At 48.4% G+C, this 17,841-nt stretch carries 11 protein-coding genes; 1 reads left to right on the top strand and 10 read right to left on the bottom strand.

The genetic code is table 11. The annotated features are described in order from the left end of the window. Window positions 1–2: 2 nt before the first annotated feature. From NKT06_RS21865 to pyrR, 10 genes are all read right to left on the bottom strand, one after another. Window positions 3–2,927: an ABC transporter permease gene (locus NKT06_RS21865; protein WP_253439272.1), complete on the bottom strand. Its 2,925-nt coding sequence runs from the start codon at window positions 2,925–2,927 to the stop codon at window positions 3–5. Next, window positions 2,927–4,036, bottom strand: a complete 1,110-nt coding sequence (locus NKT06_RS21870) for an efflux RND transporter periplasmic adaptor subunit (RefSeq protein WP_253439273.1) — start codon at window positions 4,034–4,036, stop codon at window positions 2,927–2,929. Before NKT06_RS21870 ends, NKT06_RS21865 begins: the two co-directional genes overlap by 1 nt. Further along, entirely contained in the window at window positions 3,999–4,946 is a 948-nt protein-coding gene (locus NKT06_RS21875; protein WP_253439275.1) for an ABC transporter ATP-binding protein, read from the bottom strand. Before NKT06_RS21875 ends, NKT06_RS21870 begins: the two co-directional genes overlap by 38 nt. Before the next feature lie 272 nt (window positions 4,947–5,218). Continuing rightward, window positions 5,219–5,860, bottom strand: coding sequence for an orotate phosphoribosyltransferase (gene pyrE / locus NKT06_RS21880; protein ID WP_253439277.1), 642 nt, complete (start codon window positions 5,858–5,860; stop codon window positions 5,219–5,221). Then, window positions 5,857–6,597 carry an orotidine-5'-phosphate decarboxylase gene (gene pyrF / locus NKT06_RS21885; RefSeq protein ID WP_301290083.1) on the bottom strand — a complete coding sequence of 247 codons (741 nt, stop codon included), beginning with the start codon at window positions 6,595–6,597 and terminating at the stop codon, window positions 5,857–5,859. Before pyrF ends, pyrE begins: the two co-directional genes overlap by 4 nt. Window positions 6,598–6,700: 103 nt before the next feature. Beyond that, complete coding sequence (gene carB / locus NKT06_RS21890) at window positions 6,701–9,919, bottom strand: carbamoyl-phosphate synthase large subunit (protein ID WP_253439279.1); 3,219 nt, start codon at window positions 9,917–9,919, stop codon at window positions 6,701–6,703. A gap of 1 nt (window position 9,920) precedes the next feature. Beyond that, on the bottom strand, window positions 9,921–11,063 hold the full coding sequence (carA, locus tag NKT06_RS21895) for a glutamine-hydrolyzing carbamoyl-phosphate synthase small subunit (protein ID WP_047843735.1): 1,143 nt from the start codon (window positions 11,061–11,063) through the stop codon (window positions 9,921–9,923). A gap of 434 nt (window positions 11,064–11,497) precedes the next feature. Then, window positions 11,498–12,802 (bottom strand): dihydroorotase, encoded by a 1,305-nt coding sequence (locus NKT06_RS21900; RefSeq protein ID WP_253439281.1) that lies wholly within the window; start codon window positions 12,800–12,802, stop codon window positions 11,498–11,500. A 127-nt stretch (window positions 12,803–12,929) separates the two neighbouring features. After that, the gene (locus NKT06_RS21905; RefSeq protein ID WP_445252978.1) at window positions 12,930–13,841 is read right to left on the bottom strand and encodes an aspartate carbamoyltransferase catalytic subunit; all 912 of its coding nucleotides are present in this window, start codon (window positions 13,839–13,841) and stop codon (window positions 12,930–12,932) included. Then, window positions 13,841–14,404 carry a bifunctional pyr operon transcriptional regulator/uracil phosphoribosyltransferase PyrR gene (pyrR, locus tag NKT06_RS21910; RefSeq protein ID WP_017687330.1) on the bottom strand — a complete coding sequence of 188 codons (564 nt, stop codon included), beginning with the start codon at window positions 14,402–14,404 and terminating at the stop codon, window positions 13,841–13,843. Before pyrR ends, NKT06_RS21905 begins: the two co-directional genes overlap by 1 nt. Window positions 14,405–15,113: 709 nt before the next feature. Between pyrR and NKT06_RS21915 the strand changes: the two genes are divergently transcribed. Continuing rightward, a complete protein-coding gene (locus NKT06_RS21915; RefSeq protein WP_253439285.1) occupies window positions 15,114–17,789 on the top strand; it encodes a YhgE/Pip domain-containing protein in 2,676 nt (891 codons plus the stop codon). Window positions 17,790–17,841 lie beyond the last annotated feature (52 nt).

Genomic DNA, 17,841 nt, shown 5'->3' on the forward strand with positions numbered 1-17,841 from the left:
GTTTACCTCTCCTCTCCCATTTTGACCGCCTGGTGAACCCGCAGTCTGCGAATCTGCCAGAGCAACATCGTTGCACCAATGACGAGCATCACCACAGTAACCCCATACAGTTGCAACATATCCTGCTGCTCAAAGACAATCCGGAACGGAGGTACCTGAGCAGATACATTATCCGTTGTTTGCAGGAATGGCAGGAATAAACGACTGGATACCTGACCAATCCCAATACCTAACAAGATCGATAGCCCCGCTGTGAATACCTGCTCCAACAGCAGCATGCCGCTCAGTTGCGCCCGAGATAATCCCATGGCACGTAATACACCGAACTGCACAACACGTCCGGACAGGTTGAAGAACCAGTACAGCACGTATCCGATCAACGAGATAATCACCGATACCAGGAAACCAAGGCTTAGAATTCCGAATACGCCACCTCGTGATGGGTGTTTACCCTGTGATACCAATTCGGTGCGTACGTCACGCACAGAAGATAACTCAATACCTTCTGCTGCAAGTTTCTCCATTAATGGAGCTACTTTGGCATCCGGTTCCATTTTCAGCCATACCTCATAAGGAATTAGAGGCACCTGATCATAGATATAATCCAGATTGGCCACGAAGAATGGCATCTGATCCGGATACTGGGACGGCCAGTAAGGAATGATTCCGAAGACTACGAATTCAATCGCCTGTCCCTGTACACCCATCGAGACGAGATCTCCCGTTTTAAGTTTGAACTTGTCAGCAAATTTGGAAGAGATCAATACAGCCCCTTCATATTTACCAAGCAAGTCCAGGTACTTGTAGGGATGTGCAGGGAATAGATCGTTGCGGAACCAAGCCACTTGAGCGAAGTCTACATTATCAATTCCAACCAGCATCCCCTGTCCGCCCGATTTACCAGAGACGATAATATTGCCTTTGGTCTGCAGTACTCTTGCTGCATGTTCGACACCATCTAATCTGCGGAACACTTCGAATGGAGGTTCGGAGTAGATGACTTTGGATGGCTGCGAGGAACCACCGCCACCACCTGGTGCACCTCCACCTCCATTACCTCCGCCAGAAGCACCACCCCCGGCAGAACCTCCTCCTGCATTGCCAACACCTTGTTGACCTCCACCCGTACCGCCATTCTGTCCGGAACCACCGGGTTTAACCTCAGGTGTTCCTTCCCACACCGTCTGCATAATCACATCAGAACCATAACGGTACAAGGTACGCTCAGTGGAATTCAGATCAATTGTCCGAGCCGCAGCCGAGTTGTACACCCCAAGTCCCAGTGTCAGTACAAGGAGGATCATCAGCGGATAATAGGAAGAAGATGAACGCGATAACTGTGTTAATGTCAGATACAACGGGACCGGGAGCAACTTGCGACCGATCAGCTGAATAAGCTTCAATATCCACGGGAACAAGCGCAGGAAGAATAGTCCGAGCGCAAAGATCGCGAGTGCGGGTACAAAGAACAGAAACGGCTGTACCTGCAACTGATCGGTTGTCATTCCCGTCTGGAAGGTCAACATCTGCCGTTCATAGAACAGGTAGTATCCATATCCAGCCAGACCCAGTAACACAACATCCAGGAACCAGCGTTGCCATATTGGAGCACGGTCTGTACGTGCTTGCCGCCGTTTGGCAGAGACAATGGTTGCCCGTGCATAGGTTACCGCAGGGATAAGTGATGCGATGATCGCAACAAGGACCGCTGCTACGCCTAAAAGAATGGCTTCTTTGGATACGCCAATCGGAATCGACTTCCGATCAACAAAGGATAGGAATCCACTCGCTGAACCAATACTCTTGGCCATAAAATAACCGAGCAACGGCCCGATAATTAGCGCAATAGCGCCCAAAAATATACCTTCAAGCAGGTAGAGAGAGAAGATCTGCCGAGCTGAAGCTCCACGGCTGCGCAATACCGCAATATCACTCTCTTGCTTCTGTAATGACTGTCTGGCGTTCATTGCGATAAAATAAAAGACCATCGCAATCATCGGTGCTGCCAAGGTAAACAACATGGTCTGCAATTGCAGACTCTGACTGCGGAACTGCTTGAGCAAATCACCGAAGGTAATGTCCACTTTTGTATCTTTCAGCCGCTGATACAGTTCGATATCCAGCCTCTCCAGCATGGAGGTCAGACCTGATAACTGGCTGGTTTGAATTTCCTTCAGATCAAAGGCATAATACCAACGTGAATTTTGAAGTGGAATGCCTTTTTCTTTCAGTAAAACATCATTAAAAACCGATTCATCCACATAAAGTCCATTCATCATGCCGTCAAATCCTTGTACCCAGTACGGACTGTTTGGATCATCTGCCTTGAAGGACCCTGTAATCTTCACACGCAACGTGATATCAAGACCGCTATACACCGGATATTCCAGAATATCGCCGATATGCAGATCGTTACGGTACATGCCTTCTTCCAACATGACTGCCTCGATAATATCGTCCTTGACCTGGTTGCCAGGTTTCACTCCGGCAGAGTAATTCACCTGTGCATCCAGTCCACTCATCGTGCCCATACTCATACTGCGCACCCGGCTGGCGTCCACTTTGGTTGGATCTTCAGGGCTCACCTCTGTGCTGCGTATAGATCTGGAATTCACATACGTATGAAAAGGAAAACCGATTTCGCGAGGGACATCCTCACGAATATAACGATCTACTTCGTCCAGACCCCTTGTGTCTGTCTTCACACCACCAGGTGCCTGATAACTCATTAGCAACGAACCTGCTGGCAATCCTTCACTGTTATCCTGTAGCGTCTGCGCGACGACCCGTTTCAACGCACCATCGGCATACATTGGAATACTGACGGTGAACGCAACCGCCACAATCAATCCGATCAGTGTGCTAAAGGTCATCCAGCGCGTGTTCCACATTTTGCGGAACAGCAGCCGAAGCAATGGCAGCCCCATTAGCGTCCCACTACTTTCTCGCCTACGGTCAGACCTTTCAGAATCTCGACATCTGTCGACGTCTGCTGGCCAACTTCAACGTCCACTTCACGCTTGCTGCCATCACTCTCTACGACTTGTACGTACGTTCTTGAACCAATGGAGCGTAAAGCAGATACAGGAATCACAATCGCGTTCTCGGTACGCTGCGTTACAATCGAGACCGATAGTGGTGTGCCACGTTCCACGCCTTTTGGCATTTTTGCAAGTGTAACGATAACATACTTATCCAGTGTTTCCTTGGTTGGAGGCGTCCCGCCTTCCCCCGTTCCTTCGCCACTGCCGCTTCCCGATGCTTCAGCCAGAGGCATGACTTTAATTTTGCCAGCGACTTTACCGGCTCCATTAATATCCACTTCTGCCTTCATACCGGCTGAGAACTTCTCCAGATCTTCCTTGGCAAAGGTAGCTGCCACAACCAGATTCGATGTATCCGCAATCGTAGCAATCGGATCATACGCTTTCACGGCTGCGCCCTTCTCTACCTGCACAGCAATTACAGTGCCTCCAAACGGAGCAGTCAACGTGGCTTTTCCTAGTTGTTCCTCCAGATCAGCGAGTTCCTGGCGCAGTTCTTCAAAAGCAATCGTTGCTTCTTCGAACTCCACCGGGTCCATCTCATCCTTCTTGCGGAGTGTTTCCTTCATTTGAACTTCGGATTTGCGAATAGCCAGTTTCTTGCCACGGATCTCCTTCTCCACACTCTCCACATCGAGGACAGCAAGAAGTTGACCCTTTTTCACTTTATCCCCTGGTTTAACATTTAACTCTTTGACATGCATGCCATCGAGCGTGAAGTACACCTTCTCTTCCCGCTGACTCATCATCTTGCCGCTGCCACTTACTCTTTTCTCCAGCGTTTCTGTCCGGACTTCATATTCCGGTTTCTTGGAGATGGTTGGTGGTGTAATTGGCGGAAGCACTTCTTCCTCTGTTTCTGACGGCAGCAATGAGCAGCCAGACATTGTTGCAACCATTATCGCACCAAGTACAATAAGTGCTGCGCGTTTCCCCCTCTTCGGAGCGGCCTCTTTACTTGATAAATCTGCCGTCCGCCATTTCATAAACATGGTCCGCAACCTCCAAAATTGTAGGATCGTGTGTAGTCATACATATCGTTACTTGTTCTACTTCAATAATATTGCGGAATACGGCCATGACCTGAGCGCCCATTTTGGAATCCAGTTCGGCTGTAGGCTCATCCGCAAGCAACAATCTGGGTCTGTGGGCAATAGCCTTGGCTATAGCTACCCGCTGTTGCTCTCCCCCGGACATCTCGAAAGGTCGGTGCTTCACCCGTTTGGATAGTCCAACCAGGTCCAGACAGTGCCCAACCCTGTCCTTCCACTCCGCTCGCGGAACATCCGCCATTCGCAGCGACAGTTCTACATTTTCCCAAGCAGACAATAAGGGCATGAGTGCATATGCCTGAAAAATAAAACCGATCTCTTTGCGCCGCAAAGCGGTCCGCCGCTGGTCTCCCCAATCCTGAAGAGGCTGGCCGGAGAACAGAATGTCTCCACTTGAAGGCTGATCCAACCCACCGAGCATATTCAGTAGCGTTGTTTTGCCTGAGCCCGACCGCCCCTTCAGCATGACCAATTGTTGCGGATTCACTTCCATATCAATGCCTTTAAGCACATGGATGATACGACTGCCTGTCTGGAAACTGCGATGCACGTTACGCACCTCCAGTACAGGTCCATCATATGGAGGCAATATATCCTTCTTCGGTTTGATCTTCTTCGGGGGGTTATCAACGGTATTGACAGCAGCTGCAGCCACTTCATCTGAAGCGATTTCAGTTTCAAGTACTGGAGATTCATTCGTCGGGTGATCGTGTTCATTGTTGTATGTATTTTCTCCCGAGACCGTTGATGCCTCCAGCTGCGCTTCCCCCTGTTGATTTTCATCGCCTGACTGGCTCTTGGCAGGTCTTTTTCTGAGAAATAAATTCTTCATGCCAGCAATCACGCTCATCCTTTCTTGATATCCCGTTCACTTCTTCAAAAAACCTAAAATTAGAAATCTGTTCCAACCTACACTGAATTATAAACGACCGATCACAACTAAAAGTTACAAGCTTTTTACAACGGTAGTGGGAAAAAGTTAATATTTTGATGAACAAACGAAAAAAGCACCCCAATGTATGGGATGCCTCTTGCATATTCGATGGTTTTGCCGCTATGACGGCAATCATTACAATTTTGATACCGTTCATTCATGAACATTGTTTCGAGGTATCAATGATATTATTTACCAAATGAAGAAGGATCTTCACGCCAGGATTTGAGCAATTCAAAATCGCTCTCCTGAATTGTCCCCTGAGCCAAAGCCACATCCATCAGCGCCGTATAATTGGACAACGTCTGAAGTGGAATTCCAGCATCTTCGAATGCTTTAACACCTTTATCCAGCTGATAGCTGAAGATGGCAAGCACGGCGAGCGGTGTTGCACCTGCTACGCGTACAGCTTCTGCTGCTTTGATCGAACTGCCACCTGTAGAGATCAGATCTTCAATGACAACTACTTTCTGTCCTTCGGCAATAAGACCTTCAATCAAGTTCTCTTTGCCATGTCCTTTCGCTTTATCACGAATGTAGGCCATCGGCAGATTCAGCTTCTGAGCCACCCAGGCAGCATGCGGGATACCTGCGGTTGCCGTACCTGCAATGACTTCTGCGTCCGGGTATTGGTTCCGAATAATCGTTGCAAAGGCTTCAGCAATATCGTTACGAATCTCGGGATAAGACATCGTTAAGCGATTATCGCAGTATATTGGTGATTTGATGCCGGATGTCCATGTAAATGGCTGCTGCGGACGCAATGCCACGGCTTTGATTTTCAACAGTTGGGAAGCAATATGATTCGGAATCTCATTCAGTTCGATCATGCGTTCAACATCTCCTTCAAAATGGTTTCTGCCGCTTCTCGCGGATTGGGAGCGCCTGTAATCGGTCTGCCTACAACAATGTAATGGCTTCCTCTGGCGATGGCTTCACCCGGTGTCAAGACACGTGTCTGATCTCCCAGACCACTACCCGCTGGACGAATTCCTGGTGTAACGGTGTGAAAAGCACTGCCACACGCTGCCCGAATTGCGGGCACTTCAAGTGGAGAAGCAACAACCCCATCCAGTCCAGCCTCTTGGGCCAGCCCTGCATAACGGACCACAGCAGCTTCCACACTTCCCGGGATGCCAATCTCGTTATTCATCGTTTCCAGACTTGTACTGGTCAGTTGGGTGACTGCAATGATCTCGGGTCTTTGTAAGGAAGGATCAGCGGCTATAGCTGCCTCAGCACCTTCACGTGCAGCACGCATCATGAGGGCTCCACCCGCTGCGTGCACATTGAACATGTCTACCCCAAGACGCGTGATACTCTCAGCACCGCCACGAACGGTATTCGGAATATCATGCATTTTCACATCCAGAAAAACGGAGTAGCCTTTGGATTTCAGCTCCCGAATAAAGTCCGGTCCTGCTGCATAGAACAGCTGCATGCCCACCTTCAGATAGCAGGGAATGCCTTCAAGAGCTTGTACCAATTCTTGAGCTTCTTCCGCTCCAGGGTAATCCAGTGCCACCATCAGACGGCCAGCCATTTCATTGAAATTCGTGTGATTCATCACCAGCGCTCCCCTCCACTTGCTCATTTTTTCCGTTTTTGCCCGATATAAAGGACATCCCGCCAGCCCGCAGGCTGACTGATGTCCTTCATCAGAGACTTATTTATTTCACAAAGACAGGCATTGCTTCCGAAGAGAAGTTGATCGTTTGCAGCATGATCAGCAGCGCACGAATCGTATCCAATGAAGTCATACATACAATGCCGTTCTCTACCGCTTCACGACGGATACGGAATCCATCACGCTGCGGTGTTTTGCCTTTGGTTAGTGTGTTGAAGACAAAGTTTGCTTCGCCACTACGGATCATATCGAGAATGTTCGGCGAACCTTCACTTAATTTATTCACAGTCGTTACCGGAATGTTCGCTGCTTCAAGCGCAGCTGCTGTTCCGCCGGTAGCCATGATTTTGTAACCCAGTCTGTAGAAACCTTCGAGCAAAGGAACTGCTTCGTCCTTGTCTTTGTCTGCTACAGTTACAACAATCGCTCCGGTTGCCGGAATTTTCATTCCTGCGCCGATGAGACCTTTGAACAACGCTTTAGCGTAATTCGGGTCACGACCCATAACCTCACCTGTGGATTTCATCTCTGGTCCCAGGGTTGGTTCTACACGACGCAGCTTCGCGAAGGAGAAGACCGGAACTTTAACAGATACATGATCCGATTCAGGCCATAGTCCATCGACATAACCAAGATCTTTTAGTTTCACACCCAGAATGGCTTGTGTTGCCAGGTTCGCCATCGGAATGTTGGTTACTTTGCTCAGGAATGGTACGGTACGGGATGAACGCGGGTTCACCTCGATAATGTACACTTGGCCATCATGGATAACAAACTGGATGTTGACCAAACCTACCGTTTTCAGTTCTTTCGCAATTTTGATTGTAATCTCTACAATTTTCTCTTTCATATCCTGGGACAGGTGTTGAGGAGGATATACCGCGATGGAGTCACCCGAGTGAACCCCTGCACGCTCGATATGTTCCATGATTCCTGGAATCAATACCGTTTCACCATCACAGATGGCGTCAACCTCAACTTCTTTACCCATCATATAACGGTCGATCAGAACCGGATGCTCCGGATTGATTTTAACTGCCTGTTCCATGTATGTCAGCAATTCAGCATCGGAGTATACAATCTCCATCGCACGACCGCCGAGTACATAGGAAGGACGAACCAGTACCGGGTAGCCAAGACTTTGAGCCGTTTCTACCGCATCATCAACGGAAATGACCGTTTTACCTTTTGGCTGTGCAATCTCCAGACGGGAGAGCAGACGTTCGAACTTCTTGCGGTCCTCCGCCTCATCGATGCTTTCCAGATCCGTTCCGAGAATCGTTACACCTGCATTACGCAATGGTGCTGCCAGGTTGATGGCCGTTTGACCACCGAACTGTACGATAACTCCTACTGGCTTCTCCTGTTCGATCACGTTCATGACATCTTCGAAGAAGAGCGGTTCAAAGTACAGGCGATCGGATGTATTAAAGTCCGTAGACACCGTCTCCGGGTTATTGTTGATAATGACTGCTTCGTATCCTGCTTTTTGCAATGCCCATACTGCGTGAACAGTAGAGTAGTCAAACTCGATACCTTGACCGATCCGGATTGGTCCTGAACCCAGCACCACAACTTTTTTCTTGTCTGAAGGGATTACTTCATTCTCTGTCTCGTAAGTTGAGTAGTAATATGGCGTTGTTGCTTCGAACTCAGCTGCACATGTATCTACCATTTTGTACACTGGACGCAGGTTCTCTGCTTCCCGACGAGTTCTAACTTCCGCTTCAGTTGTTAATGTGCCTCCTGGTTGACCTTGGGCACGCAGTTCAGCAATGGCACGGTCTGTGAATCCAAGGCGTTTCGCTTGATACAGAATGTCAGAAGACAATTCGGATTCTTCGCGAATGCGATCTTCAAATGCGATCAGACCTTCAATTTTGTCCAGGAACCACCAGTCAATCTTGGTCAGGTCCTGTAGCTGTTGCAACGTATATCCTCTGCGGAATGCTTCGGCAATCAGGAAGATACGCTCATCGTCCGCTTTGATCAGACGCTCGTTCAGGGTAGCTTCGTCCAGCGTTTCGGCATCCTTCAGGTAGAGGCGATGTACGCCAATTTCCAGGGAACGAACTGCTTTGTGAATCGACTCTTCGAAAGTCCGGCCAATCGCCATTACTTCGCCTGTTGCTTTCATCTGAGTTCCCAGTTTACGGTTCGCCGAGATGAACTTGTCGAACGGCCAGCGAGGAATTTTGCTCACGATATAATCCAGTGTAGGCTCGAAGCAAGCATACGTTTGGCCTGTTACCGGGTTTACGATTTCATCCAACGTGTAACCCATGGCAATTTTGGCAGCCATTTTCGCAATCGGATAACCCGTTGCTTTGGAAGCCAGAGCTGATGAACGGCTTACCCGTGGATTTACTTCGATAACATAGTATTGGAAGCTGTGTGGGTCCAGTGCAAACTGTACGTTACATCCACCCTCGATGTTCAGGGCACGGATGATTTTCAGGGAAGCTGAACGCAGCATTTGATATTCACGGTCCGACAATGTTTGGCTTGGTGCTACAACGATACTGTCGCCTGTATGAACACCTACCGGGTCGAAGTTTTCCATGTTGCAGACAACGATACAGTTATCGTTTTTGTCCCGCATAACCTCATACTCGACTTCTTTCATGCCTGCAATGCTCTTCTCGACCAGACATTGCCCAATCGGGCTGTAACGAATTCCCGCTACCACAGTCTCGCGCAGCTCTTCTTCGTTCGCACAGATTCCGCCGCCTGTTCCGCCCAGCGTATAGGCTGGACGCACGATGATTGGATAACCAATCTCATTTGCGAATTCAAGTGATTCTTCAAGTGTCGTTACGATCACACTCTCAGGTACAGGCTGTTCCAGTTCACGCATCAGATCACGGAACAGATCACGATCTTCCGCTTTCTCGATGGATGTCAGTTGCGTTCCGAGCAATTTCACATTTTCACGTTCCAGCACGCCTGCACGTGCCAGTTCTACAGCCATGTTCAGACCTGTCTGACCACCCAGTGTTGGCAGCAAGCCATCTGGACGCTCTTGGCGAATGATTTGGGTTACAAAATCCAGTGTGATTGGCTCGATGTATACTTTGTCAGCCATGTTGGTATCCGTCATAATGGTCGCCGGGTTGCTGTTGATAAGTACAACTTCCACGCCTTCTTCTTTCAGAGCCTGGCAAGCTTGTGTACCGGCATAGTCGAACTCGGCCGCTTGACCGATGACGATTGGACCGGAACCAATCACCAGGATTTTTTTGAGATCTTTGTTAATCGGCATGTTATTGTGCTCCTTTCACTGCGGCTGCCAATACGGCTTGACGCGGCTTTTGCGGGTTAGTGATTTTGTGCTCGCGAATCATCTCGATGAAGCGGTCGAACAGATAGCTGTTATCGTAAGGACCCGGGGCTGCTTCAGGGTGATATTGTACCGAGAATGCCGGGAATGATTTATGTTTCAGACCTTCAATGGTCTTATCGTTATTGTTGATATGTGTAACTTCCAGGTCTGTACTCTTCACAGACTCTTCGTTTACGGTAAATCCATGGTTCTGGGATGTGATGAAGCAACGTCCGCTCTCCAGTTCTTTTACCGGGTGGTTTCCTCCGCGATGTCCAAACTTAAGTTTTTCGGTGTCTGCTCCTGCTGCAAGTGCGAACAACTGGTGACCCAGGCAGATACCGAAGATCGGGTATTCGCCAAGCAGTTCACTGATCATGTTAACCGCGTGAGGTACGTCTTTCGGGTCCCCAGGGCCGTTGGACAGTTGAATTCCGTCCGGGTTCAGGCGACGAATCTCGTCTGCTGTTACATCATGTGGAACAACAACAACGTCACAGTTACGTTTGCTGAGTTCGCGCAAGATTCCTGTTTTAGCACCATAATCCACGAGCACAATACGCTCAGCCGTTCCCGGGCTGTTGTAGACATGCTCTGTAGAAGTCATTGGCACCTGGTTACGCAGCTCGGCAATGGTGGTGTCTCCCATCATTTCCAGCAGTTCTTCCACAGGCTTCGATCCTGTTGTGAGAATTCCCTTCATGGTGCCGTGGTGACGAATCCGGCGAGTCAACATGCGTGTATCAATTTCGCTGATTCCTACGATACCGTATTCCTTGAGCAGATTGTCTACGCTATATTCCGCACGCCAGTTGCTTGGCGTTGGCTCATGACGACGTACAACGAAACCGTGCACGTATGGACGAATCGACTCAAAGTCATCACGCGTAATGCCGTAGTTTCCAATCAGCGGATACGTCATGGTTACGATTTGACCGCAATAGGAAGGATCCGAAAGCACCTCTTGATAGCCTGTAATTCCCGTATTAAAAACGACCTCACCTGTCGTTTCACCTTCAGCACCGAATGCTTTCCCGGTGAACAGTGTGCCGTCTTCCAACAATAATCTTGCCTGTGCCTGCATCCCATTTCACTCCTCTGTGTTTATCAACGTTGAATGCATTTGGGTTGAACATGGGAGCGTTACGATTGTGCGGCTCCGCGTACAGAAAACCCTTTGATCGCTGTTATCCCCAGATTACTTTTTATCATTTTTCAAATGATGTAATCCGGTGATAAAGGCGAACGCTTTGCTTCTTCGGGTTCTTTCTGCCCACTCCGCAGTTACGTTAGTGTCCAAGTTCAAAATCATGACATTCAACTTTGCTTGTTTCGTATGTTAGACTCTCGGCATGATGTGCCTCGAGTTAGTTGAAAAGATGTTACTGGTGTAAAAGGTATAGATTGAGTTTTAGAGTTAAAAAGATTCGTTGTTTTTAAAAGTTAAGAGTTACTGTTACTGATTTAAAGAGTTAAAAATATAGAGTTACTAATTTATTAATTTGCTGAGTTACCGTTTTACTGTTGTACCGTGTTATCCCACACGCTTTTGCCATCCACCCATGTTTGTACGGCCCAGCCTTTCAGCTTCCAGCCTGTGAACGGTGTGTTTCTTCCTTTGGTTGCAAACGTTGCAGGATCAACCGCTTTTTCCTCGTTCAGATCAATCATTGTGATATCCGCTGGTGCTCCTTCTTCCAGTTTGCCAGTATCCAGTCGGAATACACGTGCCGGATCAGCTGTCATGCGTTTCACCAGGAAGTCCAAGCTCCAAAGTCCAGTTTCCACAAACTTCGTGTACAGCAGTGGAAAGGCTGTTTCGAATCCAACGATTCCGAAAGGTGCCAGCTCCATGCCTTTGGCTTTCTCTTCTTCACTATGTGGCGCGTGATCGGTTACGATCATGTCCAGCGTGCCGTCCAGCAAACCTTCGATACACGCCTGCACATCACGTGGTGAGCGTAGCGGCGGGTTCATCTTCCAGTTGGCATCCATGCCCGGGATATCTTCATCCGACAACACCAGATGGTGCGGACACACCTCAGCAGTTACTTTAATACCGATGGATTTTGCCAGACGGATCAGGCGAACCGATTGCTCTGTGCTTACGTGGCAGACGTGGTAATGAACTCCCGTTGCTTCTGCGAGCAGAATATCCCGCCCTACGTGGATAGCCTCGGATTCATTAGGAATGCCTTTGATGCCATGACGTTTGGAAAACTCGCCTTCCGTCACATATCCACCTACAACCAGTGAGTCATCTTCACAGTGAGCGATCACTGGCATATCCATGCTTGCTGCGAGGCTCATGGCATCCTTCATCATTTGAGCGTTTTGTACGCCTACACCGTCATCCGTGAATCCGATAGCCCCTGCTTCTTTCAAAGCGGCAAAATCGGTAAGTTCACGACCCAGTTCGTTTTTGGTAATGGCTGCATAAGGCAACACTTTAACCAGATCAGCTTCTTTGGCTTTATCTAATACCAGTTTCACAACTTCCGCTGTGTCTGTAACCGGTCTTGTGTTCGGCATGCAAGCGATCGTTGTAAAACCACCTTGTGCTGCTGAACGGGCACCTGTCTCGATCGTCTCTTTGTGTTCGAATCCAGGTTCACGCAGATGCACATGCATATCGATCAATCCCGGAATGACCAGTTTGCCTGATGCGTCTGTCACATGATGCGCTGACTTTTCGGCATCCAATACGGCTTGGTCTTCCAGACCAGCGATCTTTTTAATTTTACCTTCATCTATAATGATGGTTTTCCGTTCAAGTTCCCCTTTTTGGTTCAAGACGTTCGCATTTTTTATAATCTGTAGCATAATTGCCCTCCGCTTCGGTTCTGTCCGGCTTACCAGGCAAGCCGGATGATTTTCTTTATCGTTTACTCTCTTATTGCTCTATAAGAACCGCCATCTTCGTCAGCCTATGACCCACAGCCAGACCCTGTTACAGTTTCATTGCACGTTCCATAACCGCCATGCGGATTGGAACGCCGTTTGCCATCTGCGGGAAGATCCGCGATGCTTCACTCTCCACAACCGCGTCATCTACCTCGACGTTGCGATTCACTGGAGCAGGGTGCATGATAATGGTGCTTGGTTTTAGGCGTGATGCCCGTTCTTCCGTCAATCCGTAGTGTTCGCGATAATCCTCAGCTGAAGTAATTAAGCCATGTTGATGACGTTCCAGTTGAACACGGAGCATCATGACTACATCTGCATCCAGCGCTTCTTCAAAACCGACATAAGGAGCATGCTCTGCGAGTTCCGGTGCCTGCATCGTTTGCGGTGCACAGAAGCGTACATCTGCGCCAAACTTTTGCAGTGCCCACAGGTTGGAGCGTGCTACGCGGCTATGCAGAATGTCACCTATGATGGAGACACGCAAGCCTTTCAGTTCGCCAAATGCCTTCCGCATCGTGTAGAGGTCCAGCAACGCCTGTGTGGGATGCTCATTGTTGCCGTCTCCGGCGTTCACGAGCGGAACACTCACTTTCTTAGCCAGCTGTTGCAGAACGCCTGCCGGTTTCAACCGGATCACGCCTGCATCAATGCCCATCGACTCAAGTGTTCGCACCGTATCGTAGATGGACTCTCCTTTTTCCACACTGGATGCGGCTGCCGTAAAGTTCAGTACTTGTGCGCCCAGGCGTTTCTCTGCCATTTCGAAGGAGAAGCGGGTACGTGTGCTGTTCTCGAAGAACATGTTTGCAACAAAGCGTGATTCCAGTACAGGAACCAGTTTCTCTTTCTGCGCTTCCCAGTGAGCCGCCCTGTTCAGAATGGACTCGATCTCTCCTCGGCTAAGTTCCTTCAGTCCAAGCAAGCTCCGGTCTCTCAATGCTGTCTGTGTAATCATCATGCTTGCTCCCCCCGGTTCTGAGTGATTTTGACTTCGTCCTGTCCGTCCGTTTCCATGAGTGCAACTTCGATTTCTTCTGATTTGGAAGTCGGCACATTCTTACCGATAAAATCAGGTCGAATCGGAAGTTCCCGGTGTCCGCGGTCTGCGAGCACCGCCAGCTGAATGTTCTGTGGTCTTCCACAGTCCATCAGGGCATCCATCGCTGCGCGAATCGTCCGTCCGGTATAGAGCACATCATCGAACAAAATCACTTTTTTGTTATGGATCGAAAGTGATTCAGGTGTCATAATCAACATTTCCTTGCGATTCGCTTTGTTTTCGTCCAAGCGATCATCGCGGTAAGGAGTCACATCCAGTTCTCCCCAGGGGACTTTAGCGCCTTCGATTTCTTCAATCTTCGCGGCAATCCGTTCTGCGAGGTAAACCCCGCGTGTACGGATACCGACCAGCACACAATCGTCGATTCCTTTGTTTTTCTCCAATATCTCATGGGCAATCCGTGTTAATGCGCGGCGGATCGCCGTCTCATCCATAATGACATGTGTCTCTGTGCTCATGCGTTCAGCCTCCTCAGGATTTCCCTTCAGATCATGGCCCCGTGACGAGGAGAACAAAAAAGACTCCTTGCCGTGTTTATTGGCAAGGAGTCTCCGAACTTCAGACCGCTCTGAAGAAAGTTTACTCTCGGGGATGCATCGCTTCATTTGCCGCAGCAAAAAAACGATGTATCGTTCACGTTACCTTGCCAGTCTCACGGGACTGATTTAAAGGTGCTATTCATGTCGTTCATATTGCAGGACCTCACAGGGTTCTGTAATCAATATGTCCGTTTGTCTTCATGAATTATGACAGAAAGACAACCCCCTGTCAACACCTCACCATCGCAGGTGAAAACCCTCTGCTACGTTCTTCTTAGAATCAGCAGTTAGCCTGAAAAACATCCATGCACAATACATCTCATTGGTTATTCATAATTATACAACATTTCTGCATATTTATCCATAGGAAAATAAGAAATTCGAGATAACCAAAATAAACCTCTGACTAAGTTTAAGTAGAGACAAAACACTTCTTTATAGAACAAACGGTAAGTTTCAATTTACGCGTTAAATGAAGGCTCTGAATTAGTACCAAGTGAAATGGGTACAGTTTATAAACATAAACCCATTCATAGATGCTGCTGTAATGCCGATATACATAAGATTCGCAAATATGCGAGATGGAAATAAGATACGCCCTACATTTATGTACATTTAGGAGGAAGTCATGCGTCACATTTGGCACGTTTACAAAACAGACTGGTTGCATATTCTGAAGGTTCCCACAGGTATATTTTTAATTGTGGCTATCATTTTACTGCCCGGGGTGTATGACTGGGTCAACGTGAAGTCCGTATGGGACCCGTACAGTAACACCCAGGGGATCAAAATTGCAGTGACAACCGAGGACGCGGGTGCGACTGTTGCAGGAACCAATGTTAATATCGGAGATGAACTGGTATCCAGCCTCAAACACAACGAAAAGCTAGGCTGGACTTTTGTAGATCGGGCTGAGGCTAGTCGAGGTGTGCAAACTGGAGAGTATTATGCCAGTCTGCTCATTCCCGGAGATTTTTCGTCCAAAATTACAGGTATCGTTGATGGGAAGCTGGAGCGACCGGAAGTAATCTATACCGTTAATGAGAAGGTGAATGCCATTGCTCCTAAAATCACAGGCTCTGGTGTATCTGCCATAACAACACAAATCAATGAAAATTTCACTGAAGCCGTCAGTGAGGCCGTTCTAACCAAGTTGAAGGAAGCCGGGGTTGAAATTAACGCCCAGCTTCCAACTTTGCGCAAGATGGAAAATGGCATTTTCACACTGGAGAAAAATCTTCCGGCCATCCAAGCCGCGGGTCAAAAGGTACTGGAAGTGGAAAAAGCCATGCCTGAGATTGTAAAAGATGCTCAAAAGATCGTTGAAATCGAGAAAAAACTGCCTGAAATCAATGAAGCGGCACAGTATGTGCTCAAGGTGCAGGAGTATTGGCCACAAATTAATGATGCGGCTTCCGAAGTGCTGGCTATTCAAGGGCGAATACCGGATATACAAAAAGCTGTAGAACGCATTCGAGAAGTGGATGCAAACTTTGGTCAGGTATCCGCTGTAATCCAAACGGCCCTGGATAAAACCGACAAGGCTCTCTCTATCGTAACCGCCGCAGAGCAGGATCTGGACAAGGTATCACAAATCGCGGGCAACGGGATTGAGCTGGCCGAAGGCTTGAATCAATTTGTAGATTCAAGTGAAGAAGCGTTCCAGGCTATTGGTCCGACAATCCGCCAAAATCTGCTGTTGGTGCAGCAGATTACTAACGCTGCTGGAGACGTATTTGCACAATTGCAAAATTCGGATCTTAATCACCTGCCAACACCAGAAGATCTGGACCGGGTTGCTGCACGCTTGGGCATTGCGGTAAAACTTGTTGACAGTATGGCAGAACTGCTGGGCAAAATAGACAACTTGCTTCCAAGCCATCCACTTGCCGAACAAATTAATCAGCTGAACTCCGTTTCAGATAAACTTCAGTTACAAATCCGTCTGGCTGGAATCATCAGTGATGCCATGAGTCGCAATACAACGCCGCCCGCAGACATCATTGCTCAATTAAATACTCTGTCCAAGGAGATTAGCAGTGGCATTGGCAATTTCTTAACTACCTACGAAAGTGAAATATCACCGGCTCTATCGGCTGGCGTGGATAAATTGCGGTCCATCCTCTCCACTTCTTCAATTGCACTGCAAGGAGCAAGAGATCGAATTCCGGATATTGCGGACATTCTTGCATCTGCCAAAGAAGGCATTACGTTTGGACAGACCGAGTTGACGAAAATCCAGAGCGAACTGCCCCAAATACAATCTAAGATCCACGAGATATCAGAGACACTCGCCAATAAAAGTGAAGGTTTTATTCAAGCTTTGAACACAGTGTCTTCATTAATTCGAAACGATCTGCCCAAGCTGGAAACCAAACTGAACGAAGCAGCTAATTTTGTTCGTCATGATCTGCCTAATGCCGAGAAACAGATAGGCAAGGCATCCGATTTTGTTCAGAACCAGCTTCCGGATGTCGAAAAAGGAGTACATCGTGTTGCCACACTGGTACGTGATGATCTGCCAGCATTGGAAAGTGCCATCAGCAAAGCTGCAGACAAGCTCAGGGAAGTCGAGGGTAATAATCAGTTTGCCGAGCTCGCCAAGCTTCTCCGCGGAGATATCGAAGAAGAGAGTGCTTTCCTTGCAAGTCCAGTGCAAATAAAGGAACAGCAGCTTTACCCGATTCCGAACTATGGATCGGCGATGTCTCCATTTTATGGCGTGCTGTCCTTGTGGGTCGGTTCAACCCTGCTGATCTCCCTGCTTCGTGCTGAAGCCGAGAATCCGGATGGAAAGTTCCGGGGATATGAGTTATATCTTGGACGTCTCGCTACTTTTCTGACCATTGGGTTACTTCAGGCGATATGCGTCACCCTGGGAGATATCTTAATCCTTGGTACCTATGTCGCAGATAAACTGTGGTTTGTCCTGTTTGCCATGCTGGTGAGTGCCGTATTTGTCACCATCACGTACACCCTGCTGTCCGTTTTTGGAAATATCGGAAAAGGGATCGCGATCATCTTCATGGTGTTCCAGTTCTCCAGCTCTGGCGGTACGTTCCCAATCAGCATGACATCACCCTTTTTCCAGGCATTGAATCCGTTCATGCCCTTCACGTATGCGATCAGTCTGCTGCGTGAGTCGGTCGGTGGTATATTGTGGTCTACTGCCATCAAGGATATTCTGTGGTTGTGTATGTTCTTCGCGCTGAGTCTCATTGTTGCTCTCGCTTTGAAACGACCACTCAGCAGTCTCACCAAACGTTCAGCCGAGAATGCCAAGAAGACCAAAATTATCGCTTAACTCATTAGCTGGACACTAAATAAGATAAGGCCATTGGACTTTCCATCCAATG

Source organism: Paenibacillus sp. 1781tsa1, from assembly GCF_024159265.1.
In the GTDB taxonomy this organism is placed as follows: Bacteria; Bacillota; Bacilli; order Paenibacillales; family Paenibacillaceae; genus Paenibacillus.